The sequence below is a fragment of the Salinicola sp. CR57 genome, assembly GCF_003206585.1.
GTDB lineage: Bacteria > Pseudomonadota > Gammaproteobacteria > Pseudomonadales > Halomonadaceae > Salinicola > Salinicola lusitanus.
Window position 1 is genome coordinate 501,166 of the sequence record NZ_PZJL01000005.1, and the last position, 21,773, is coordinate 522,938.

Annotated in this window: 19 protein-coding genes; 4 read left to right on the plus strand and 15 right to left on the minus strand. The window is 65.2% G+C overall.

Annotated features, from left to right (window positions below):
* Positions 1-28: 28 nt before the first annotated feature.
* Positions 29-1,006 (minus strand): tripartite tricarboxylate transporter substrate binding protein, encoded by a 978-nt coding sequence (locus DOM56_RS08935; RefSeq protein WP_110598367.1) that lies wholly within the window; start codon positions 1,004-1,006, stop codon positions 29-31.
* A 487-nt stretch (positions 1,007-1,493) separates the two neighbouring features.
* Between DOM56_RS08935 and araD1 the strand changes: the two genes are divergently transcribed.
* Together araD1 and DOM56_RS08945 are read left to right on the plus strand one after the other, a co-directional pair.
* On the plus strand, positions 1,494-2,486 hold the full coding sequence (gene araD1 / locus DOM56_RS08940; protein ID WP_110708436.1) for an AraD1 family protein: 993 nt from the start codon (positions 1,494-1,496) through the stop codon (positions 2,484-2,486).
* Between the two features lie 55 nt (positions 2,487-2,541).
* On the plus strand, positions 2,542-4,341 hold the full coding sequence (locus tag DOM56_RS08945; protein ID WP_110708437.1) for an IlvD/Edd family dehydratase: 1,800 nt from the start codon (positions 2,542-2,544) through the stop codon (positions 4,339-4,341).
* A 268-nt stretch (positions 4,342-4,609) separates the two neighbouring features.
* On the opposite strand, the gene DOM56_RS08950 is transcribed toward DOM56_RS08945, so the two are convergent.
* The 10 genes from DOM56_RS08950 to DOM56_RS08995 all read right to left on the minus strand — a co-directional run bounded on the left by DOM56_RS08950 (position 4,610) and on the right by DOM56_RS08995 (position 15,051).
* On the minus strand, positions 4,610-5,398 hold the full coding sequence (locus DOM56_RS08950; protein ID WP_110708438.1) for an SDR family oxidoreductase: 789 nt from the start codon (positions 5,396-5,398) through the stop codon (positions 4,610-4,612).
* 49 nt (positions 5,399-5,447) lie between these two features.
* Positions 5,448-6,221, minus strand: a complete 774-nt coding sequence (locus DOM56_RS08955) for an FCD domain-containing protein (RefSeq protein ID WP_110708439.1) — start codon at positions 6,219-6,221, stop codon at positions 5,448-5,450.
* A gap of 159 nt (positions 6,222-6,380) precedes the next feature.
* Positions 6,381-7,664, minus strand: coding sequence for a TRAP transporter large permease (locus tag DOM56_RS08960; protein WP_110708440.1), 1,284 nt, complete (start codon positions 7,662-7,664; stop codon positions 6,381-6,383).
* A 5-nt stretch (positions 7,665-7,669) separates the two neighbouring features.
* Positions 7,670-8,203: a TRAP transporter small permease gene (locus tag DOM56_RS08965; RefSeq protein WP_110708441.1), complete on the minus strand. Its 534-nt coding sequence runs from the start codon at positions 8,201-8,203 to the stop codon at positions 7,670-7,672.
* Between the two features lie 180 nt (positions 8,204-8,383).
* Positions 8,384-9,379, minus strand: coding sequence for a C4-dicarboxylate TRAP transporter substrate-binding protein (locus DOM56_RS08970; protein ID WP_110708653.1), 996 nt, complete (start codon positions 9,377-9,379; stop codon positions 8,384-8,386).
* 74 nt (positions 9,380-9,453) lie between these two features.
* The gene (locus DOM56_RS08975) at positions 9,454-10,584 is read right to left on the minus strand and encodes a mannitol dehydrogenase (RefSeq protein ID WP_110708442.1); all 1,131 of its coding nucleotides are present in this window, start codon (positions 10,582-10,584) and stop codon (positions 9,454-9,456) included.
* Positions 10,581-12,242 carry an altronate dehydratase family protein gene (locus DOM56_RS08980; RefSeq protein ID WP_110708443.1) on the minus strand — a complete coding sequence of 554 codons (1,662 nt, stop codon included), beginning with the start codon at positions 12,240-12,242 and terminating at the stop codon, positions 10,581-10,583. The genes DOM56_RS08975 and DOM56_RS08980 overlap by 4 nt, the downstream gene beginning before the upstream one ends.
* Positions 12,239-13,282, minus strand: a complete 1,044-nt coding sequence (locus tag DOM56_RS08985; protein WP_110708444.1) for a zinc-binding alcohol dehydrogenase family protein — start codon at positions 13,280-13,282, stop codon at positions 12,239-12,241. Before DOM56_RS08985 ends, DOM56_RS08980 begins: the two co-directional genes overlap by 4 nt.
* Before the next feature lie 102 nt (positions 13,283-13,384).
* Positions 13,385-14,227, minus strand: a complete 843-nt coding sequence (locus tag DOM56_RS08990) for an ureidoglycolate lyase (protein WP_110708445.1) — start codon at positions 14,225-14,227, stop codon at positions 13,385-13,387.
* 83 nt (positions 14,228-14,310) lie between these two features.
* Positions 14,311-15,051, minus strand: coding sequence for an SDR family oxidoreductase (locus tag DOM56_RS08995; protein WP_110708446.1), 741 nt, complete (start codon positions 15,049-15,051; stop codon positions 14,311-14,313).
* 304 nt (positions 15,052-15,355) lie between these two features.
* On the opposite strand from DOM56_RS08995, the gene DOM56_RS09000 reads away from it, so the two are divergent.
* Positions 15,356-16,111, plus strand: coding sequence for a FadR/GntR family transcriptional regulator (locus tag DOM56_RS09000; RefSeq protein ID WP_110708447.1), 756 nt, complete (start codon positions 15,356-15,358; stop codon positions 16,109-16,111).
* Positions 16,112-16,147: 36 nt separating this feature from the next.
* Here DOM56_RS09000 and DOM56_RS09005 read toward each other — a convergent pair whose 3' ends face one another.
* The gene (locus DOM56_RS09005; RefSeq protein ID WP_110708448.1) at positions 16,148-16,576 is read right to left on the minus strand and encodes a gamma-glutamylcyclotransferase family protein; all 429 of its coding nucleotides are present in this window, start codon (positions 16,574-16,576) and stop codon (positions 16,148-16,150) included.
* Positions 16,577-16,619: 43 nt separating this feature from the next.
* A complete protein-coding gene (argE, locus tag DOM56_RS09010) occupies positions 16,620-17,780 on the minus strand; it encodes an acetylornithine deacetylase (RefSeq protein WP_110708449.1) in 1,161 nt (386 codons plus the stop codon).
* Between the two features lie 259 nt (positions 17,781-18,039).
* On the opposite strand from argE, the gene wrbA reads away from it, so the two are divergent.
* The gene (gene wrbA, locus DOM56_RS09015) at positions 18,040-18,645 is read left to right on the plus strand and encodes an NAD(P)H:quinone oxidoreductase (RefSeq protein ID WP_110708450.1); all 606 of its coding nucleotides are present in this window, start codon (positions 18,040-18,042) and stop codon (positions 18,643-18,645) included.
* Positions 18,646-18,708: 63 nt separating this feature from the next.
* Here the strand turns inward: wrbA and DOM56_RS09020 are convergent, their stop codons facing one another.
* Both DOM56_RS09020 and DOM56_RS09025 read right to left on the minus strand, forming a co-directional pair.
* Positions 18,709-20,319 (minus strand): glycoside hydrolase family 43 protein, encoded by a 1,611-nt coding sequence (locus DOM56_RS09020; protein ID WP_110708451.1) that lies wholly within the window; start codon positions 20,317-20,319, stop codon positions 18,709-18,711.
* A 23-nt stretch (positions 20,320-20,342) separates the two neighbouring features.
* The gene (locus DOM56_RS09025; RefSeq protein ID WP_110708452.1) at positions 20,343-21,761 is read right to left on the minus strand and encodes an MFS transporter; all 1,419 of its coding nucleotides are present in this window, start codon (positions 21,759-21,761) and stop codon (positions 20,343-20,345) included.
* Positions 21,762-21,773: the final 12 nt, after the last annotated feature.

The following is a 21,773-nucleotide window of genomic DNA, read 5'->3' on the forward strand; positions in this document are numbered from 1 at the left end:
GAAGTCATCTCCCGTTCGGGGCGCTGGATCACTTGGCCAGTCCCACCTGCTCGACGATCTTGCCGAAGCGTTCGTCCTGCTCGGCCATGAACTGTCCGAAATCGTCCGCCCCGCGCCACTCGGTGCCAAAGCCCTGCTTGGCCATGAAGTTCTGGTAGGTGTCACTGTTGTAGGCGGCCTCGATTGCCGTCTCCAGGGTCTTCACGACGTCCGGGTCCATTCCCTTGGGGCCGGCGATGCCGCGCCACTCACCGATGGTGTAATCGCTACCGATCGCCTCCTTCAGCGTGGGGACGTCGGGGAAGCTCGCGAGCCGCTCCGGCGCCATGATCGCCAGGCTCTTGGCCTTGCCGGCCTCGATCATCGAGCGGCCTTCGGGAACCGAGCTGGGCACGATGTCGATGCTGCCCGCCGCCATCTCGGTCATCGCCGGCGCGGCGCCCTGGCTGGGAATCCAGGAGACACGGTCGGCTTCCATACCCTGGTCCAGCAGGAAGCCGGCGAAGGCCAGGTGCCACACGCCGCCCTGGCCGGTGCCGGACGCGGTGTAAGTTCGCGCGGGCTCGGCCCCGATCTTGTCGACCAGCGACTGGACCGAGTCGAAGGGGCCATCCGCGGCCACCTGAATGCCGGCGTAGTCGTAGTTGATCTGGGCAATGGGGGTGTAGTCCTTGTAGGTCAGCTGCGTCAGCCCTTGCCAGTGCATCATGTTGATCTCGCCGGTGATCAGGCCAAGCGTGTAGCCATCGGGCTTGGCCATGGCCATGGCAGTGTGTCCCACCACGCCGCTACCGCCGGTTCGGTTGACCACGTTGACGGTCTGCCCCAGCTCTTCCTCCAGCGCGGCGGCGATGGTCCGCGCAGTTGCATCGGTGCCGCCGCCAGCCGCCCAAGGGACGATCAGCGTGATCGGCTTTTCGGGATAGTCGGCCAGCGCCGGCAGCGGCAGCAGCAGGGACAATCCCAGTAATCCAGCGAGATGACGCTTGTTGATGGATGTCTTCATGGCGTGTCTCCTTGGGGAGGGGGGTTGTTGGCGTTTTGGTTTTTTTACCGCCACGTAATTGGTTTGTCGCTCATTGAAACTATTGTTTATGACCATTGAGTGCAATAAACGTATTGGCTAGACATTGGTATAATGGCCATCAATCGGTGCCGTCAGATGAACCCATGGACGGCAACAGAACATGATCCAACTAGCTCTATTTTATCTCCGTTTTCAACATCATCGATCAAAAAACCGACAGCGTGAGGTCAGCGACCGAGCTCCTTTGAAATGCAGATTACGCCGGTTGGTGGCCAACGTATTTGCTCCGAAAGTCTATGTTGTACTTATTTTTTATATGTTCAACATATGCCGATGATGATAAATGGTGGTCGCTGTGCCGCAATGGCATAAGGCCCGCGCAGCGACTATGCGCGGTTTGCTGCCTGGGGCGCCGCCGGGACGTTGACGACAACAGTGACCGATGATCGATGCAAGGAGAGTGCCGATGCGCCTGATTCAGTGCCTGAACGATGACCGCCTGACCGTGGCAATGGTCGTCGACGAACATGAGGTCCAGGTCGTCGAAAGCGACGAGGGTGTTCATGGCCTGGCCATGCGAGCGGTCAATGAGGGCAAGCCGTTGGCCGCCGTGGTCGACGCGGCGCTGACCGAGACACGTCTCGACTACGCTCAGCTCATCAAGGAGCGCCGCCTGCTACCACCGCTGACGCATCCGGACCCCGCTCATTGTCTGGTGACCGGTACCGGGTTGACCCACCTTGGCAGTGCCGATACTCGCTCTGCCATGCACGCGTCGGAGAAGATCGACGAGAGCGAGCTGACCGACTCGATGCGCATGTTCCGCATGGGTGTGGAAGCCGGCAAGCCGAAGGCGGGCGAGTTGGGGCCGCAGCCGGAGTGGTTCTACAAGGGCGATGGCGACTGCGTCGTCGCGCCGGAAGCCGATCTTCCCTCGCCGGCGTTCGCCCAGGACGCCGGTGAAGAGCCTGAGCTGGCCGGTCTCTACGTGGTTGGCGAGAACGGGCAGCCGTGGCGGGTGGGTTACGCGATCGGCAACGAGTTCTCCGACCATGTCACCGAGCGTTTCAACTATCTGTGGCTGGCGCACTCCAAGCTGCGCGCCTGCAGTTTCGGTCCGGAACTGTTCGTGGGCGAGCTGCCTTCGAATCTCGAAGGCACCAGCCGCATCGTGCGCGACGGGCACACGCTGTGGGAGAAGCCGTTCCTCACCGGCGAGGCGAACATGGCTCACAGTCTCGCCAATCTGGAACATCACCACTTCAAGTACCGCAACTTCCGTCGTCCCGGCGACGTCCACGTGCATTTCTTCGGCACCGCGACGCTGAGCTTCGCCGACAAGATCGTGGTCGAGCCGGGCGATCGTTACGAGATCGATCTGCCGGCGCTGGGCCGCCCCCTGCGCAACACGCTCGGCAGTGAAGCGGATTTCGGCTACGCCGCGGCGAAGGCACTGTGATCGTGCCCTTCGAATCCGTCTCGACAACCTCTCGACACCCCCCGGGGAGACCATCATGAGCGAACGCCCCCCAATGACCCCCGAGCGCCTGCGTTCGCGCTGGTGGTTCGACAATCCCGACCATGCCGGTACCACGGCGCTATGCCTCGAGCGTTACATGAATTACGGCATCACGCTTGAGGAGCTTTCCTCCGGCAAGCCGATCATCGGCATCGCCCAGTCGGGTTCCGATCTGACGCCGTGCAACCGCCATCACATTCAGCTGGTCGAGAGGGTGAAGGCGGGCATTCGCGCCGCCGGTGGCGTACCGTTCGAATTTCCGCTGCATCCGATTCACGAAAACGTTCGCCGACCCACGGCGGCGCTGGATCGCAATCTGGCCTATCTCGGGCTGGTCGAGGTGCTTCACGGTTATCCGCTCGACGGCGTGCTGCTGACCACCGGCTGCGACAAGACCACGCCGGCGTGCCTGATGGCCGCGGCCACGGCGGACATTCCCGCGATCGTGCTTTCCGGCGGGCCGATGCTCAATGGCTGGCGCGGCAGGGATCGGGTCGGTTCCGGCACGATCGTGTGGGAGCTGCGCAAGCGCCTGGCGACGGGGGAGATCGACTACCCGGAATTTCTGGCACGAATCGCCGATTCGGCGCCCTCGGTGGGGCACTGCAACACCATGGGTACGGCTTCGACCATGAATTCGATGGCCGAGGCGCTGGGCATGAGTCTGCCCGGCTCGGCGATGATCCCCGCACCCTACAAGGAGCGGCCGATGGTCGCCTACGCCACCGGCGCGCGTATCGTCGAGATGGTATGGGAAGATCTGCGCCCGAGCGACATTCTCACTCGGCAAGCGTTCGAGAACGCCATCGTGGTCTGCTCGGCGCTGGGCGGCTCCAGCAATGCGCCGGTGCATATCAACGCGATCGCCCGTCACGCCGGCATCGAACTCACCAACGACGACTGGCAACGGTTGGGCCACGACATTCCGCTGCTGGCCAATGTGATGCCGGCGGGTGCCTATCTCGGCGAGGAGTTCTTCCGGGCGGGTGGCGTGCCGGCGGTGGTTCATGAACTGCTGGCGGCAGGGCGACTCCACGGCGAGGCGCTGACGGTCAACGGCCGCTCGCTGCAAGCCAACTGCTTCGGCCGAGAGACCCAGGACGAAGATGTGATTCGCCGCTATGCCGATCCGCTGGTGGAGTCGGCGGGCTTTCTCAATTTGAAGGGCAATCTGTTCGACTCGGCGCTGATGAAGACCAGTGTGATCTCGAACGATTTCCGACGCCGCTATCTCTCCAATCCGGACGACCCGGAGGCCTTCGAAGGCAAGGTCGCCGTGTTTGACGGCTCCGAGGATTACCATGCGCGCATCGACGATCCCGCTCTTGAGATCGACGAGAACACCATTCTGGTGATGCGCGGCGCGGGGCCGGTGGGGCATCCGGGCGGGGCGGAAGTGGTCAACATGCAACCGCCGGAGGCGCTGATCAAGCGCGGCATCGAATCATTGCCGTGCCTCGGTGACGGGCGTCAGTCCGGTACTTCCGGTTCGCCGTCGATCCTCAACGCCTCGCCGGAAGCGGCGACCGGTGGCGACCTGGCGCTGCTGGAAACCGGTGATCGGGTTCGTATCGACCTCAAGCGGGGCGAGGCCAACCTGCTGATCGGCGACGACGAGCTGGCCGCGCGTCGGCAGCGGCTGGAGGCGCAGGGCGGTTATCCGTACCGTGATCACCAGACGCCGTGGCAGGAGATCCAACGCTCGATGGTCGAGCCGCTGGATCGCGGCATGACGCTGGCACCGGCCACCAGGTACCGCGCCATCGCCTGGGACCTACCGCGGGATAATCATTGAACCTGTTGCACTGAACCCTCCGTGCTGCTGGATTCTGTGTGCCGAATCATCCTCGCAACTGAACACGCCGGGCTTTCAAGCCCGGCGTCTTTCATTCTGGATCGCCGTTAACGAGCGCTGAGACAGCGGGCGCGGCTTCGGGCGCCTGAAACAGCGGCACGGCTTCGAGCGCGTTGTTCAGGGTGATGGCGCGGCTTCGGGCGCCTGAAACAACAGCGCGGCTTCGGGCGCCGTAGTAAGCCCCCGGACAGGCGCGGCCTCGGGCGCCCTAAAAAGTCCCCGGATAGGCGCCACCATCGAGCAGCACGTTCTGGCCGGTCATGTAGGCGGCTTGCTGGCTGCAGAGGAAGGCGCAGACGTCACCGAACTCCTCGGGGTTGCCGAAGCGGCCGGCGGGGATCGCTGCCGCCCGGTCACCGGCGACCTCCTCGGCGTCGCGTCCGGCCTTGCTGGCCGCTCGCTCGATATTGCCGCGCAGACGCTGGGTGTCGAAGCTCCCTGGCAACAGGTTGTTGATGGTGACATTGCGGCTGGCGAGGCGTGACTGGCGGGCCGTGCCGGCGACGAATCCGGTCAGGCCGCTGCGAGCGCCGTTGGATAGCCCGAGCACGTCGATCGGCGCTTTCACCGCCGACGAGGTGATATTGACGATGCGACCGAAACCGCGCTCCGCCATGCCGTCGACGCAGGCCTGGATCAGCGCGATGGGTGCGAGCATGTTGGCATCCAGCGCGGCGATCCAGTCGTCCCGCGACCAGTCGCGGAAATCGCCCGGGGGCGGTCCACCGTTGTTGTTGATCAGGATATCGACCTGGGGCACGGCGGAAAGCAGGGCCTGCCGAGTGGCTGGGTCGCCGATACCGCCCGCGATCGCGCGTACCTCGATCGCCGCGTTCATCCGGCGCAGCTCCTCCGCCACCGCCTCGAGGGCCTCCTGGCGGCGCGAATTGATGACCAGATTGACGCCTTCTCTCGCCAAGGCGATGGCGCACCCCTTGCCCAACCCCTGGCTGGCGGCGCAGACGATGGCCCAGCGGCCGTTGATGCCTAGATCCATGGAACCTCCTGATCATGCGGTGAGGGTAAATTGCGCGGGCAGTACCGAGTTATCCGTCGCCCAGCGCTTCGGGTATCTCTCCCAGTAGCGTGTCCGGCATCTCGATGCCAAGCGCGGCGGCGGTGCCTTCCAATACGGCCACAGAGGCGAAGAAGGCGTCCCGTGGGCGACGGGTGCGAATACACTCCATCAGCTCGCGATGGCGTTCCAGGCTCTCCTCCGGGTCACTGGCGCTGACGTTGGAGGTCTCCACCAGCAGGTGAATCGAGGGCTTCAGGATGTGCGAGAGCTGGGTCCAGACGATGTTGTGAGTCGCCTTGAAGATGGCGACGTGGAAAGCCACGTCGCAGTCGCTATGCAGGCGGGCGCGGCGACCGGTATCCACGGGCTGGCGCAGATGCTGGCCCATGCCCTCGAAGGCCTCCTCGATCGCCACCAGGTCCCTCGCCGTGGCGCGCTTGGCCGCGGTCATCGCCACGTAGGGCTCGACGTCGAATCGGAACGCCAGGATCTCGCGCTGGATACCCGGAATGGGAGTGGCGAAACGGACCATCCAATCGGTGACCTGGGGATCGAGGATATTCCATTCGGCGTAGGGGCGAACGCGAGAACCGTATCCGGAAATGCGCTCGATGATGCCGGCGTCCACCAGTTGACGCAGATCGCTGCGCACGGCCGAACGATTGAGCGCGAACCGTTCGCAGAGATCGATCTCCTTGGGCACGAAGTCGCCGGGCTGGTAGCTACCGGCGAAGATCTCGCGTACCAGCGCTTCGGAGACGCTGATGCGCTTGGCGGCGGGGGGCGTTGGCTTGTCCGACACGAAGGAAAGTCTCGACTCACGGTGTCATGGGGAAATATGTTCAACATATTTCGGCGCAACGCCATCTTACCCGCCTGATCGACGGCGAAGCGACTGACAATGGCCGACATACGGCCATGGTCTTATCCGGCAGCTTCCTCTCCTGGCTTTCAGCGGCGCTCAAAATACCCAGTTGGGCAGTGTCAGCGAGATCGCGGGGACGAAGGTGACCACCAGCAGCAGCGCCACCAGCAGCAGCCAGTAGGGCACGATGGCGCGAATGAAGGCGCCGATCGAGACGCCGGTGATCGAGCAGGTGGTGAACATCACCGTCCCCAGCGGCGGCGTGATCGTGCCGATCGAGGCGTTGAGGATGAAGACGATGCCGAAGTGTACCGGGTCGATGCCGAACTGGGCGGCGACCGGCGCCAGCAGCGGCGACAGCACGATCAGGATGGCGTTGCCCTCGAGGAACATCCCCAGCACCAGCAGCAGCAGGTTGGCGATCAGCAGGAAGGCGACCGCGCTGCCGACGCCTGAAGAGAGCATCAGCGCGATCTGCTGCGGAATCTGCTCCCAGGTGAGCACGCGGGCGAAGCCCGACGCCACGGCAATGATGAAGAGCACGTTGACCGAGGCCATCAGCGATTCGCGGGTGGCCACGGCGACGCTGCCGAGCCCCATCTGGCGGTAGACGAACAGCCCCACGATCAGCGCGTAGAGCACCGCCATGGCGCCCGCCTCGGTGGGCGTGAACACCCCGATGCGGATGCCGCCGATCACCACCACCGGCAGCAGCAGGGCGATGATGCCGGCGCGGGTCACGCTGATCCATTCGTGACGCGATACGCGTTCGCGGCGCGGTTTCTGGTAGCCGAGCCGCCGGCACTGGATCGACACCAGCACCATCATGGCGACCGCCATCAGCACGCCGGGGACGACGCCGGCCAGGAACAGCCGGCCGATCGAGACGTTGTTGACGTAGCCGTAGACGATCAGCGCGATGCCCGGCGGTATGGTCGAGGTGATCAGCGACGACGAGGCGGTGATCGCACTGGAGAACGCCTTGGGGTAGCCGGCCCTGGTCATGCTCGGCACCAGCAGCTTGGCGTTCATCGCCGCGTCGGCGATGTTGGAACCGGAGAGCCCGCCCATGAAGGTGCTCAGCAGCACGTTGGCCTGGGCCAGCCCGCCGTGCAGGCGGCGGGTCATCAGCTCGGCCAGCTTGAGCAGGCGCTCGGTGATGCCGGAGTGGTTCATGAACACCCCGGCCATGATGAAGAACGGAATCGCCAGTAGCGAGATCGACTCCAGACCGCCGGCGAGGCGCTGGATCAGCGTCACCATGGGCTGGTCGGCACCGATCAGGAAATAGGCCAGGCTCGACGCGAACAGCGCGAAGGCCACCGGCGTGCCCAGGCAGAACAGGATGAAGAGCGCGACGAGCGCAATGCCAACGGCCATCGATATCACTCCTTGGTGTTCAAGACATCGGCGGTTTCGACGTCGGCGATCGCGTCCGATGACGCCACGCCACGATCATCGGTGATCAGGCGCACCAGCCCGTGGTAGAGCATCATGGCGGCGCTGATGGGGATGGCGACATGGATCCAGGTGTAGGGGATCTGCAGCATCGGGGTGCTGCGAAAACGCGAGAAGGGCAGCAGTTCCAGCCCCCAGTAGAGCATCGCCAGGGCACACAGCATGACGATGCCGACATTGAAGATCCGGGTATTCCAGCGGCGCAGGCGGGGCGGCAGCTTGTCGCCCAGCAGGCCGATCAGGACGTGCTCGTTGCGACGCACCAGGGCGCTGGCGCCAAGAAAGGTCGCCCACACCATCAGCAACTGCAGGATCTCCTCGCTCCAGGCCAGCGGAGAGGAGAACAGATAGCGCATGAAGACGTTGGCGATCGCCACCACGAACAGCCCGAACAGCGCCAGGCTGGCGATGACCTCATCGAGCCGCATCAGGCGGTCGAGCGCCTTGAAAAGCGTTTGCATGGATTTCAACCCTTGGGACGTGAGCGATAGCCACGTTGTAGCGTTGATCAGAGCAGGATCGATTGCCGAGCGAGATGAAGCGCAAGGCGCGCGGGGCGCAGAAGTCGAGACATAACGGGGTGTTAGGCGAGGGCTTCGAGCCCCGCGCAACGCCGCGATTCGCTCGCGCAGGCATCGATACTAGTCGTTGATGATCTGACTCACCCGTTGATATAGCCCTTCGCTCCACTGCGGGAACGCCTTGGGAATCTCTTCCTGAGCGCGCTCGCGGAACGGGGCGGTATCCACCTCGTGGACCTGGACACCGGCATCCTCGAGTTGCTGAAGCGACTTCTCGGTCTGCTCCTCGACCAGGGTGCGCAGGTTCTGGGCCATCTCCTGACCGGTCTCGGTGAGGATCTTCTGGTCCTCGGGGCTCAACTGCTGCCAGAACGCCTCGCCGGTGACGAAGGGCGCGACGGTATGCATGTGCGAGGTGAGGTTGAGGTTCTTGACCACTTCATAGAACTTGCCGCCATAGAGCACCGGCAGCGGATTCTCGACGCCGTCGACCAGGCCCTGGGCCAGGGAGGGGTAGACGTCTCCCAGTGACATCGGCGTGGGCACCGCGCCCATCGCCTTGATCGCGGCGACGTACATCGGCGAGTTCTGAACCCGGATCTTGACCCCGGCCAGGTCTTCCGGCGTTGCCACCGGCTCGCGGGATAGCAGTTGGCGCACGCCGTAGACGGTGTTGGGAATCACGATGTGATAGCCGGCTTCCTCGACCTTCTTCTCCTGCTCGGCGAACCAGTCGGAATCGAACACCTTGAGCTTGCTGTCGAAATCCGTGGCCAGATAGGGCGCGTCCAGCACGGCGAGGTCCGGTACCGAACTGATGAAGTTGGAGTAGGCGGTGATGGTGATCAGCGGCGAGCCGAAGCGGGCCTGTTCCATTACTTCGGTTTCGCCGCCGAGCTGGCTGGCGGGAAACGCCTTCAGCGTCAACTCGCCATCACTCGCTTCCGCGACCTCTTTCGCCCAGGCCTTGACCGCCACGTCGACCGGCTCGCCCGGCTGGTTGCCGTAGGCGACGCGGATCTCGGTGGCCGCCTGGGCGACGCCCGTCAGGGCTACGGTGGAAAGGCCCGCCAGGGCGAGCGAGGCGGTCAATCGGAAGAATCGTTGAGTCAACATGAGCGTGCTCCGGGTGTTGTCGATCAGTCGGTCGTGGTGGATCGGTCGTGTGTCTTCGGCAAGGGGCGCTTTCGTCATGACAGGGCCTCGTCGAGCCTGGGTATGGGACGCCCCTGCAGGCGCGCCTTCTCCGCCACCGGGCGCAGGCGGCGTTCCAGCTTGCTCGCGTGGTACTGGGCGATATCCGCCAGGCGGTGGTCGAGAAAGGGGTTGGCGAAGCGCTCCAGGGTGACGTCGCGGTAGCGTTCGAGTTCGTCCAGCGGCAGCGCGGCGGCCAGCGTCGGCAGCACCTCATCGTCGAGCAGCGCGCGCAGCGGCTCGCCGAGCTCGGGGCGCGCCATCGCCTCGCGCACGAACTCCACCGGCCGGTCGGCACGCTGCCAGCGGTCGACCAGATAGGTGTGGGCGAGATTGAGGATGTGCAGCTTGCACACCGACTGCGGCCCCAGATCGTCGACGATCTGGACATCCGGGTGGTGGCAGGGAATCGCCAGGCCGGGTCGGCGCTGGATGGCCCAGAGCGCGTAGGGTTCGGCGATGGCACCCAGTGGCTCCAGCGGTGCCGAGACGATGCGATCCACCAGCGTGTCGGCCCAGACGCAGCGGTGGTCGAGCCAGTCGATGAATGCCTCGCTATCGCGGAAGCAGCCGCCGTCGCGGCGGGCCATCGCCGTTACCAGCGATTTCAAGCGGCTGGCGTTGTGCTCGATCAGCTCACAGGGCAGGATCGTCAGGCCGTCGTTGCCGGCCTCGAAGCGCGCCCGCAGCAGCTGCGTCAATTTGCCGGGGAAGCTCGCCGGCACGCTGGCAAGGCTCGAGTCGTCGCCAACTTCGTAACCGTTGTCGGCGGTGTTGGAGACGATGATACGGGCGTGCTCGACCACATGGCGCTTGAGCGCATCCCACTGTTCGGCGGCGATCAGGCAGCCGGCGACGCTGTCGACCACCTGCTCGCGATCGATGGTCGCGCCGTCACGGCGGCCACGAATCCGCACCGGATAGCGGCGCTGCTCGGCCAGCAGGCGCGCTTTGCGCTTGCCTTCCTCCCGGGTCGAACTCTGTACCACCACGATGCGCTCGTTGCTCTCTCCGCGCTCCAGCGATTCCGAGACCAGCGCGTCGACATGGGCGAGCAGGAAACGTCCGGTGCCAAACTGGACGATACCGGCGTCGCGGTAGTCGTTCGAGTGGCTGGTGGTCGTCATAGCGACACCCCGCGCTTCCAGGGAATGAAGTCGTGCTGGGAGAGGCGCTGGGCGTGTGACTGGTGACGCCCCGAGGCGACCTCGATGCACAGTGTCAGCAGTGCTTCCGCCAGTTCGTCGATGCTGCGTTCGCCGCGCACGATGGGGCCGGCGTCGAAGTCGATGATGTCGCGCATGCGCGCCGCCAGCTCGCTGTTGCTGGCGATCTTGAGCACCGGCGCCACCGGATTGCCGGTGGGCGTGCCGAGCCCGGTGGTGAAGAGGATCAGACTGGCGCCGGAGCCGGCCAGGGCGGTGGTCGATTCGACATCGTTGCCCGGCGTGCAGAGCAGGCTGAGCCCGGGGCGCCGGTGGGGCTCGGTGTAGTCGAGCACGTCGACCACCGGGCCATCGCCGCCTTTCTTGGCCGCGCCGGCGGATTTCATCGCGTCGGTGATCAGGCCGTCGCGGATGTTGCCCGGCGAGGGATTCATCGAGAAATCGGCGCCCACCGCCGCAGCGTGGCGCTGATAGGCCTGCATCAGATCGCGGAAGCGTCCGGCGACATCCGTGTCGGTGCAGCGGGCAACCAGCTCGTGCTCGACCCCGCAAAGCTCCGGGAATTCGGCGAGAATGCCGCTGCCGCCCAGCGCCACCAGGCGATCGACCACGCCGCCCACCAGCGGATTGGCGGAGATCCCGGAGAAGCCGTCGGAGCCGCCGCACTCGACCCCGAGGGTGAGCTTGGCCAGCGGCGCCGGCTGGCGCTGAATGCGATCGGCGGCCGCCAAGCCGTCGAAGATCGACTGCAGCGCGTTGCGGATCAGGGCCTCCTCGCTGGGTGACGACTGCTGATCGAAATAGTCCACCGTTCGCAGTTGCTGCGGGTCGCGCCGGGCCACCGCCGCCTTGAGCATCGGGATCTGCGCCTTCTGACAGCCGAGACTCAGCACCGTCGCCCCGGCCACGTTGGGGTGGCAGACATAGCCGGCCAGCAACTGACACAGCGCCTCGGCATCGTCGTCGGTGCCGCCGCAACCCAGGGTATGGGTCAAAAAGCGCACGCCGTCGACATTGGGAAAGCGCCTTGGCGCCTGCGATTCGAAAGGGTCGCCGAGCGAGTCATCGAGCCTCCCGTCCAGAATCTGTCGCGCCATGCGCTTGTAATCGCGATAAGGGTCGTCGCCCAGGGCATCGGCGACACACTGGCGCAGTACCTCGATATTGCGGTTCTCGCAGAACACCAGCGGGATCACCAGCCAGACATTGGCGGTGCCGACGCTGCCGTCGGGGCGATGGAAGCCGTCGAAGGTCGTGCCCTGAAAGCGCGCCACGTCCGGCGGCGTCCAGGGCTTGCTGGCGGGCTGGACGTCATCGCTCTCCGTGGCATGGGCAAGGTTGTCCACGCTGATGACACCGCCCAGGGGAATGGCTTGCGTCGCCTTGCCCACGGTGACGCCGTACAGGGTGACGATATCGCCCGGTGAAAGCGCCTCGAGCGTGAACTTGTGCTTGTGGCGGACATTGTCGGCGAGGGCGATATCGCGGTCGTCGACCACGACCCGGCGGCCGGCGGGCAGGTCGGTCAGCGCCACCGCCACGTTGTCGTCGGGATGGATGCGCAGGGTGATCCGGGGCGGGCTGTCGGTGCCGATGGTCTCCAGACGTGTATCGCTCATGATTCGACCCTCCCGGGTTCGGCATCCAGCGTCACCATCGCCTTGACCACGCCACTGTCGGGCGCGCACCACTGGGGCATCAACGTCGGCAGTTCCTCGAGTCGGCCGCGGTGGGTAATCAACGGCTCGGTGAGGAGATCGCCACTGGCCATCAGATGGGTGACGGTCTCGAAATCCTCGCGCGTGGCGTTGCGGCTGCCCAGCAGTGTGAGCTCCTTCTTGTGGAACTCCGGGTCGCTGAAGCGGATCTCGGCCTTGACCACGCTGACCAGGACGTAGCGCCCGCCGTGGCCGACGAAGTCGAAGCCCCGGTTCATCGCCGCCGGGTTGCCGGTGGCGTCGAACACCACATCGGCCAGCGCACCGTCGTTGAACCTCTCGATCTCGGCGGTCACGTCGTCCTCGACGGCGTGCCAGACGGCATCGGCACCCAGTTCGTCGCGGCACAGGGCCAGGCGGTCGCGATTGGTATCGACCATCGCCACCCGGGCGCCGCGACTCCTGGCGATCTGCAGCACGCCGATACCGATCGGCCCGGCGCCGACCACCACCACCAGCTCGTCGGCGGCGACCTGGGCGCGGCGCACGGCGTGGGCGCCGATGGCCTGGCACTCGACCAGGGCCAGCGCCTCGGCCGACAGTCCGGGCACCGGCACCAGATGGGATGCTGGGACGTTGAGTGCCTCCGCCATGCCACCGTCGCGATGCACGCCGATCACCTCGAGCGCCTGGCAGCAGTTGGTGCGGCCCTGGCGGCAGGCGCGGCACTCGCCGCAGTGCAGATAGGGGATGACGTAGACCGCCTGGCCAACCAGCGCCGGGTCGACGTCAGCGGCCACCGCGACCACCTCGCCGCCCAGCTCGTGGCCGAGCACGCGGGGGTAGTCGAGGTAGGGCTGATTGCCGCCGAAGGCGTGGATATCGGTACCGCAGATACCGATACGGCGGATGGCGACACGCGCTTCGCCCGGCGCCAGAGGCGGCGTCGGGCGCTCGACCAACGCCATCTCGCCGGGGCGCGAGCAGACGACGACTTGCATGCGGATTCTCCTGCAGATGAGGGGTTTCGGCCTAAAGGTCAGGCCAATTGGCGTGCAGACCGCCCTCCAGAATCATGGAAGGCGGCGCCGCGCGCGGGGCGCTCAGCTTTCGACGCAGCGCTGCTGCTGTTCGCCCAGCCCCTCGATGCCCAGGCGCATGGTCTGGCCCGGTTTGAGGAAGACTTTCGGGTTCTGACCCATGCCGACGCCCGGGGGCGTGCCGGTGGAGATCACGTCGCCCGGCTGCAGGCTCATGAAGCGGCTGAGATAGGCGACCAGGTGCGGCACCTGGAACACCATGGTCTGGGTCGAGCCATCCTGGTAGCGCTTGCCGTCGACCTCGAGCCACATGTCGAGGTTCTGCGGGTCGCTGATTTCGTCGCGAGTGACCAGCCACGGGCCGAGCGGGCCGAAGGTGTCGCAGCCCTTGCCCTTGTCCCAGGTGCCGCTGCGCTCGAGCTGATACTCGCGCTCGGAGACGTCGTTGACCACGCAGAAGCCGGCGACGTGGCTCATGGCATCGGCTTCGTCGATATAGCGCCCACCCTTGCCGATCACCACGCCCAGCTCCACTTCCCAGTCGGTCTTCTCGGAGCCGCGGGGGATCTCGACGTCGTCATTGGGGCCGCAGATGGCGCTGGTCCACTTGTTGAACACCACCGGCTCGGCGGGCACTTCGGCGCCGGTCTCGGCGGCGTGATCGGAGTAGTTCAGCCCGATGCAGATGAACTTGCCGACCCGGCCGACGCAGGGGCCGAGTCGCGTATCGGCGGAGACTTCCGGCAGGCTGGCGGTGTCGATCTGTGCCAGCCGAGCCAGACCCGAGTCGGAGAGCACGTCGCCTGCGATATCGTCGATCTGGCCGGAGAGATCGCGAACGACCCCGTCGGCATCGACCAGACCGGGCTTTTCCTGACCCTTGGGGCCGTGGCGTAGCAGTTTCATGCAATTTCCTTTTCTGTATGCATCAGCGAGTAGAGTCTATTCGGGAGCTACGAGCTACGAGCTACGAGCTACGAGGGGGGCGATCAATTCGACCAGCCACCATCGATCATCTGAACCGTGCCGGTGATGAAGCCGGCCTCGTCGCTGGCCAGGTGCGTCGCCAGCGCGGCGATCTCTTCCACCTTGCCCAGCCGACCCATGGGCTGGCGGGCGATGAACTCGGCAAACACCTCGTCGTTGGTGCGGCCTTGCCGGCGCGCCTGCTCGGCGACCCGCTCCCGCAGGGAAGGGGAGTCGACGGTGCCGGGGCAGATCGCGTTGCAGCGGATGCCGCGGGTCATGTAGTCGGCGGCGACGGATTTGGTCAGCCCGATCACCGCGGCCTTGGTGGTGCCGTAGGCGAAGCGGTTGACCACCCCCTTGGCGCTGGAGGCGAGCGACGACATGTTGATGATGCTGCCGCCGCCGTTGTCCAGCATCGCTGGCAGGGCGGCGCGGATGGTGTAGAACATGGAGTCGACGTTGAGACGCTGGGTGAAGCGCCACTGGGCGTCGTCGCACTCGAGGATCGAGCCGCTCGGCACCGTACCGGCGCAGTTGAACAGGATCTCCAGCGGCGGCAGCGACTCGATCAACTTTCGCACGGCTTCGGCATCGGTGACGTCCAGCGCGTGGCACTGGGCGCCGGTCAATCCTTCCAGCTTGGCGGGGTCGATGTCGGTGGCGATCACGCGGGCGCCCTCGGCCATAAAACGCTCGACGGTGGCACGGCCGATCCCCTGGCCGGCAGCGGTAATCAAGGCGGTTTTGTGGGCGAGTCGCATGGCGCTGGTTCCTGTGGTGTGATCGAGTCGACTTTTTGATTCCAGGGCCTGTGTCGGTTCTAATGTCTAAAGGCCTGACCATTGGTCCGAGTATTATCCTTTGCGGAAACGCCCCGCAAATCGCCAAACGTCTAATAAGCCGCCGAAAGCCGCTGGTAGCGTTGTCATTTGCGACCAATGTCTATGCTCTGCCTGAGAAGTGGCAGCGTTCGCCGCTGCGACGTTGAGACTCGGGAAGACGCAGGCCGTCAATGCTTCACGCAGGGTCAAGCTCATCCTGCTCATGAAACCGGGAGATCGATGGATGCCGATCCAGACCATTCGCGCACAGCGGCTCTATCGCCAGATTGCCGACCAGTTGCTGGTGCTGATCCGCCAGGGGGAGTTCCCGCCGGGCACCCTGTTGCCGCCGGAGCGCGACCTGGCGCAGCAGTTGGGGGTCAGTCGGGCGTCGGTGCGGGAGGCGCTGATCGCGCTGGAGGTCATCGGCCAGGTGGAGGTGCGCGTCGGCCACGGCGTGCTGGTACTGGAGCGCCACGAGGAGGTGGGCAGCTCGGTGATGAGCGCGGCCCGGCGCCAGGAAGGGTGGGCGCTGGACCCGGAATTCGCCAGCGAGATCGAACTCGATCTGGACCAGGAAATTCCGCCGTTCTCGCTGTTGCAGGCGAGACGCTATCTCGAGCCCGAGACGGCGGCGCTGGCGGCGCTGAATGCCAGCGACGAGGACCTCGCCGCGATGCGCGCCGCCTATGCGCGCAATGTCGAGGACAACCGGCTCGGTGGCCGCAACCAGGCCGGCGATCGGCTTCTGCATATCCGTATCGCCGAGGCGTCGGGCAACGCGGCCTATGCCATGACCCTCAAGCATCTGCTCGGTCACCAGTACGGCAAGATGTTTCGCCGTCTCCAGGAACTGTTCATGGAGACCGACATGCCTCGCCAGTCGCAGGATGATCACCAGCGCATCCTGGCAGCGATCGAGAGTCGCGATCCCGATGCGGCGAGGAAGGCGATGGAAGTGCACATGGACCATGTGCTGAGAGTGTTCTTCGATGCCTGACCGGCTGGCGGACGAGTCAGTATAGTTCCCCCCGTTTCACGGGGACCCGGTGCTATTGAGACGGTCCTCCGGCGATGCGGTCACCGGCCAGCCGCCCTGGCGAATCACCGGGCAGCCGGCCACGTCACGGTTGTAGAGGTAGAGCCAGGCCGGGCCGAATGCGGTGGCATGGACGGCGCGATCGTAGTCGCCGGATTGCGGTCGTCTTACCCGGTAGTCCTCCAGGCGATCGAGGCGTTTCAGGCCGGCCGCGTCGACGCGAAACACTTCGATCTCCACCCCTCGGGAAGGCTCGGCCTTGGCTCCCGGATAGGGGCCGATATCATAGAGCGTCGCCGTGGTGATGACGTCCTCGCCGACGAAGTCGGCACCGTCCAGCCAGTGGTGGTTGCGCAGCCCGCGTTTCAGCGTGCCGTAGACGGCCACCAGTGCGGTGCGGCGGACGGCGAGGGCAGGGGTGTGCATGAATCCGGTCTCCTTGTCCGGCACGAACGAGTGACGGCAGCGCTCAACGCGCCATCCGCTCGCCCAGCCGTTGCATGAAGCGATCGCCGGCCTCGAGCTGGTCGATCTCGATATATTCGTCGGGCTGGTGGGCCTGTTCGATGCTTCCCGGGCCGCACACGATGGTCGGCAGGCCGGCGCGCTGGAACTGTCCACCCTCGGTGGCGTAGGCGACGCCGCCGGTGTCGGCGCTCGGATCGTCGAGACACTCGCGGCAGAGGGCGAGGGCGGGGGCGTTGTCGCGATCGGCCAGCGCCGGCACGGTATCGACCAGTTGCTCGGTGACGATGCTGAGCTCCGGTGCGCGCGCTCGCAGCTCGGCTTCCAGCGCCTTGGCGTAGCGCTCGAAACGGGCGAAGAGCGCTTCGAAGCCATCGCTGGGCAAATGGCGGATCTCCCAGTCGAACTGGCAGTGCCGCGCCATGATGTTGATCGCGGTACCGCCTTCGATCAGCCCGACATGCAGGCTCGAGTGCTGGACGTTGAAGACGTGTTCCAGCGCCCCTTCGTCGACCAGCTCCTGCATGATCGCCTCGATCTTCGTCACCAGCCTGGCGGCCACATGGATCGCCGACATCCCCTGGTTGATCTGGCTGGAGTGCGACTCCCTGCCGGTCACCGTGGTGCGCAGGGTGGTGATTCCCTTCTGCGCCACGATCGGTTGCATCGAGGTGGGCTCGCCGATGATCACCGCGCCGGGCAACGGCTCATCCGCCATCAGTCGTTCGATCATTGCCGGCGCGCCGAGACAGCCGATCTCCTCATCGTAGGAGAAGGCCAGATAGATCGGTCGCGCGAGATCGAGGGCCTGCCAGGCGGGCACCTGCGCCAGGGCGCAGGAGAGAAAACCCTTCATGTCGCAGCTGCCGCGGCCGTAGAGCCGGCCGTCCTGCTTCTCCGTCAGGGTGAACGGGTCGCTGGTCCACGGTTGACCGTCGACCGGCACCACGTCGGTATGACCGGAAAGCACCACGCCGCCCTCCACCGCCGGACCGATGCGTGCCAGCAGGTTGGACTTGCTGCCATCGACGTTGGTGATGCGCTGGGCCGGCACGCGGTGAGCGGCGAGATAGCGTTCGACGAAATCGATCAGCTCGAGATTCGAGTGTCGGGAGACGGTATCGAAGCCGATCAGGGAGGCCAGCAGGTCGCGGGAGGTGGTCATCGCATGCTCCGGTCCACCAGCGTGGACCACGGTTCGGTGGGTGGGCCCACAGAATAGCGGCTATCCTTCCTCGGCAACAAATTCCCCAAGCGGTGCGGCGACCGGAGCCATGGCACTCGGCTTGGGAGGCCTGGCGTTCGATCGTTTCGCTGCTCACGGCGTAAAAAATGCAACGTCCCGGCCGTGGCATCGCTCCCTGACGCGGGCTAGCCTGAAAGGCGTTTCGTCGCGAAACCCCTGTTCCTCAAGGAGTGTTCCCATGAGCAAAGTGCTGGTGTTGTATTACTCGAGCTACGGCCATATCGAGACCATGGCCAAGGCGGTGGCGGACGGCGCCGAAAGCGTCGGTGGGACCCAGGTGGACGTGCGCCGGGTGGCCGAGCTGGTCCCCGAGGAGGTGGCCGAGCAGTCGGGTTACAAGACCGATCAGGATGCGCCGCTGATCGAGAGCCCCGACGCGCTGGCCGACTACGACGCGATCATCGTCGGCACGCCGACCCGGTTCGGCAACATGGCCTCGCAGATGCGCAACTTCTGGGACATGACCGGCGGCCTGTGGGCCCAAGGCAAGCTGATCGGCAAGGTCGGCAGCGCCTTCGTCTCCACCGCGACCCAGCACGGTGGCCAGGAGACTACGCTGACTTCGATCCATACCACGCTGATGCATCACGGCATGGTGATCGCTGGCGTGCCCTATAGCTGCGCCGAGCTCTCCAACATGAACGAGATCACCGGCGGCACGCCCTATGGCGCGACCACGCTGGCCAACCCCGACGGCAGCCGCAAACCCAGCGAGAACGAGCTGGCGATCGCCCGCTTCCAGGGCAAGCACGTCGCCGAGCTGGCGGCCAAGCTCGCCGACTGAGGCCGGCCGGCTAAGACCCGTCGCACCCGGGCCGACCAACGAGAGCCGCTGATCTCATCGAGATCAGCGGCTTTTTCCTGGGCGATAGTCGAACTCGTGAAAATCCGCCGCGAGGCCGGCCCCGGAGAGATCCTGGGCGCAGAGGCCGACGAAGGTACCGGTGAAGCGGATGTAGTCCGGATCGTCGTCGCAGAGATGGGAGATGTCGAGTGGTTCGCCGATCGGCTGCCAATCGATGGCGTCGGCGTGTCGGTCCGGATCGCCCTGCGCATCGCCCGGCGCATGGAAGAAACGCAGCCTTTCGCGCTCCAGGCGCGCCATCAGGCGCACGTCACCCGCCATCAGGGGGATCTCGGCGGTCAGCAGCTCATCGTAGACCCCGTGGCGCGAGACGACGATACCGAGGCAACGGCCCAGCGCCTCCTCCCGGGTCACCCTCAGGTAGACGTAATCCTTGGTGTCGTAGTAGAGGATTAGCCCCGCCATCTGCTGGAAATGCTCGGGGTCGAAGGAGAGGCGTGTCTCCACCTCCAGCTCAAAGTGGGTCAGGCGCCTGGCCAGCAGGCTCTGGCGGTGAGTCGACTGCATCGACTCGCCGCCCTTGAGCCGCAGACAGCCAGGGCGCTCGGTCAGCGACAGCCAGGTGTCGTCGAATGGCTGGCGCAGACTCTGCCAGTAGCGGTGGAGGCCAGGGCCTTCGAAGGTGTCGTGATCCGGCTCGGCCGGGGGCGGCTGCCAGGCGAGATCCGGGCCGGCCACCCGGTGGCTGGGATAGGGTCCGCCCTCGATGCGAAGCCAGTCGTCCTCCGTCCAGACGCAGCGCTGCAGGGCGGTTTCGCGCCCCAGCATGCAGCGCCCGGCGACGACCGGACGGGCGCAGAGGTGGGCGCAGTACCACTCGCCTTCGGCGGTTTCCACCAGACTGCCATGGCCGGCTTTCTGCAACTGATCGGTCGCCTCCGGATTCGAGGTGAGCACCGGGTTGGTCGGGTCGACCTCGTAAGGACCGGTCAACTCACGCGAGCGGGCCACCGTCATGGCATGACCGTAACCGGTACCGCCCTCGGCGGTGACCAGGTAGTAATAGCCGTTTCGCCGATAGAGATGCGGGGCTTCGGTGACGCCCAAAGACGTCCCCCGAAAGATATTGTGCACGGGCCCGGTGAGTCTTTGGCGTTCGATGTCGTAGCGCTGCAGGGCGATACCGGCGAAGGCGTTTCGGCCCTTGCGGAAATCCCAGATCATGTTGAGCAGCCAACTGCTGCCGTCATCGTCGTGGAACAGCGAAGGGTCGAAGCCACTGCTGTTGAGAGGAATCGGTTCCGACCAGGGCCCCTCGATTCGCTCGGCGCTGACCAGGTAGTTGTGGGTATCCTTGAACGCGCCCCGGCGACTCTTGACGTCGGTGTAGATCAGATGGAAGCGGCCATGCGCGTAGCTCAGGCACGGTGCCCACACGCCGCCGGAATCGATGTCGCCGATCATGTCCAGCTGCGAGCGCCGGTCGAGGGGCGAGGGCAACTGGCGCCACTGGGTCAGATCCCGGGAGTGATGGAGGGCGACGCCGGGAAACCATTCGAAGGTCGAGGTGGCGATATAGTAGTCGTCGTCGACCCGGAGTATCGACGGGTCCGGATGAAAGCCGGGCAGGATGGGGTTGGCAATGAGGGACATGCGGTCTCCTGTCGCGACGGGGTTCAGCGTTTGGCGGCGAGATCGGCGACGATGGCCGGATAGCGCTTGTCGAGGTCGTAGAACAGCATCAATACGATCATCAGCGCACAAAGGCCCATCGGCAGATAGACGAACAGCGTCTGGATCGCCAACAGTGCGGTGTCGCTCTGCTCGCCGCCACCGCCGACATAGCCGCCGAAGGCCAGTATCCATCCCAGCAGTGCGGTACCCAGCCCGCTACCGATCTTGATGCCCATGCTGCCGCCGCTGTAGACCATGCCCTCGTTACGAATCCCGGTCTTCCACTCCCCGTACTCGATGGTGTCGCCGAGCAGCGCGAACATGCTGCCGTTGATCGGTGCCTTGCCGAGCCCGCGGATGATGGTGCCGGCGACGATCAGGTAGACGTTGCCGAGGTCGATCAGCATGACGCCGTAGCCGACCAGAGTGATCAGCTCGCCGACGATGATCGCGTTGCGCTTGCCGTAGCGCTTGGTGATCGGCGCCACGAAGGCCATGCCTGCCAGGATGAAAACGATGTAGGCGGTGGTGATGACGCCCACCAGCCAGGTATCGTCGAGCAGGTACTGGGCGTAGTAGACGACCGCCCCGGAGTTGAGCGCGTTGAAGATATAGGTGATCAGGATGAACAGCGTGGCCAGCGCCCAGTAGCGGTTCTTGCCGAGGGTGCGCAGGCTCTGCTTCAGGGGGACCGGCGCCTGGCGTCGTTTCTCGTCGGCCGGCTGGACCCGCTCGCGGGTGCTCTTGAAGGTGAACAGGAACAGTCCCGTGCCGATGGTGCCGAAGATCGCGAAGGTGACGATCCATCCCGTCTGGCCGCCGCCGAACAGCGTGGCGACCGGCAGCGTCAGGTTGCTGACCAGCAGCACGCCGATCAGCGCCAGGCTCATGCGAAAGACGTTGAGCAGCGAGCGCTGATACTGGTCCTGGGTGATCAGCGAGTTGAGCGTGCCGTAGGGCACGTTGAGGCCGGTATAGACCAGGCATACCAGGTTGTAGGTCACCGCGATGTAGACCGTCTGCCAGAACGGCGAGACATCGGGCACCGCGAACAGCAGTACCGCCGAGACCGCGAACGGCACCGCCAGCCACAGCAGCCAGGGCCTGGCCTTGCCGTGTCGCGATGTGGTCTTGTCGATCACGTAGCCCATGGCGATGTCCGAGACGCCGTCGAACACCCGCGAAAACAGCATGATCGAGCCGATGATACCGGCGGCGACGCCGATCACGTCGGTGTAGTAGTAGACGATGAAGATGCTCATCGCCTGCCAGATGAAATTGCTGGCCAGGTCCCCGCAGCCGTAGCCGATCCGCTCCATCAGCGGCACGGCGGCAGCAGGATCGTGGGCTGACCCTGGGGGTGTCTCTGTGTTGCTTGTCTCTGGGGCGCTTGTCGCCAGCGTGCTTGTCTCGCTCGTCATTGTCACCTCGCT

Excerpts from the sequence above, each read along its gene's own strand:
- DOM56_RS09000 (WP_110708447.1), top strand. The coding sequence starts at position 15,356 with ATGCCGATCCAGACCATTCGCGCACAGCGGCTCTATCGCCAGATTGCC.
- DOM56_RS08980 (WP_110708443.1), bottom strand. The coding sequence starts at position 12,242 with ATGAGCGATACACGTCTGGAGACCATCGGCACCGACAGCCCGCCCCGG.
- DOM56_RS09025 (WP_110708452.1), bottom strand. The coding sequence starts at position 21,761 with ATGACGAGCGAGACAAGCACGCTGGCGACAAGCGCCCCAGAGACAAGC.
- DOM56_RS08995 (WP_110708446.1), bottom strand. The coding sequence starts at position 15,051 with ATGCGACTCGCCCACAAAACCGCCTTGATTACCGCTGCCGGCCAGGGG.
- wrbA (WP_110708450.1), top strand. The coding sequence starts at position 18,040 with ATGAGCAAAGTGCTGGTGTTGTATTACTCGAGCTACGGCCATATCGAG.
- DOM56_RS08965 (WP_110708441.1), bottom strand. The coding sequence starts at position 8,203 with ATGCAAACGCTTTTCAAGGCGCTCGACCGCCTGATGCGGCTCGATGAG.
- DOM56_RS08935 (WP_110598367.1), bottom strand. The coding sequence starts at position 1,006 with ATGAAGACATCCATCAACAAGCGTCATCTCGCTGGATTACTGGGATTG.
- DOM56_RS08960 (WP_110708440.1), bottom strand. The coding sequence starts at position 7,664 with ATGGCCGTTGGCATTGCGCTCGTCGCGCTCTTCATCCTGTTCTGCCTG.
- DOM56_RS08945 (WP_110708437.1), top strand. The coding sequence starts at position 2,542 with ATGAGCGAACGCCCCCCAATGACCCCCGAGCGCCTGCGTTCGCGCTGG.
- DOM56_RS08950 (WP_110708438.1), bottom strand. The coding sequence starts at position 5,398 with ATGGATCTAGGCATCAACGGCCGCTGGGCCATCGTCTGCGCCGCCAGC.
- DOM56_RS08990 (WP_110708445.1), bottom strand. The coding sequence starts at position 14,227 with ATGAAACTGCTACGCCACGGCCCCAAGGGTCAGGAAAAGCCCGGTCTG.
- DOM56_RS08985 (WP_110708444.1), bottom strand. The coding sequence starts at position 13,282 with ATGCAAGTCGTCGTCTGCTCGCGCCCCGGCGAGATGGCGTTGGTCGAG.
- DOM56_RS09005 (WP_110708448.1), bottom strand. The coding sequence starts at position 16,576 with ATGCACACCCCTGCCCTCGCCGTCCGCCGCACCGCACTGGTGGCCGTC.
- DOM56_RS08975 (WP_110708442.1), bottom strand. The coding sequence starts at position 10,584 with ATGACGACCACCAGCCACTCGAACGACTACCGCGACGCCGGTATCGTC.
- DOM56_RS08970 (WP_110708653.1), bottom strand. The coding sequence starts at position 9,379 with ATGTTGACTCAACGATTCTTCCGATTGACCGCCTCGCTCGCCCTGGCG.
- DOM56_RS09020 (WP_110708451.1), bottom strand. The coding sequence starts at position 20,319 with ATGTCCCTCATTGCCAACCCCATCCTGCCCGGCTTTCATCCGGACCCG.
- araD1 (WP_110708436.1), top strand. The coding sequence starts at position 1,494 with ATGCGCCTGATTCAGTGCCTGAACGATGACCGCCTGACCGTGGCAATG.
- argE (WP_110708449.1), bottom strand. The coding sequence starts at position 17,780 with ATGACCACCTCCCGCGACCTGCTGGCCTCCCTGATCGGCTTCGATACC.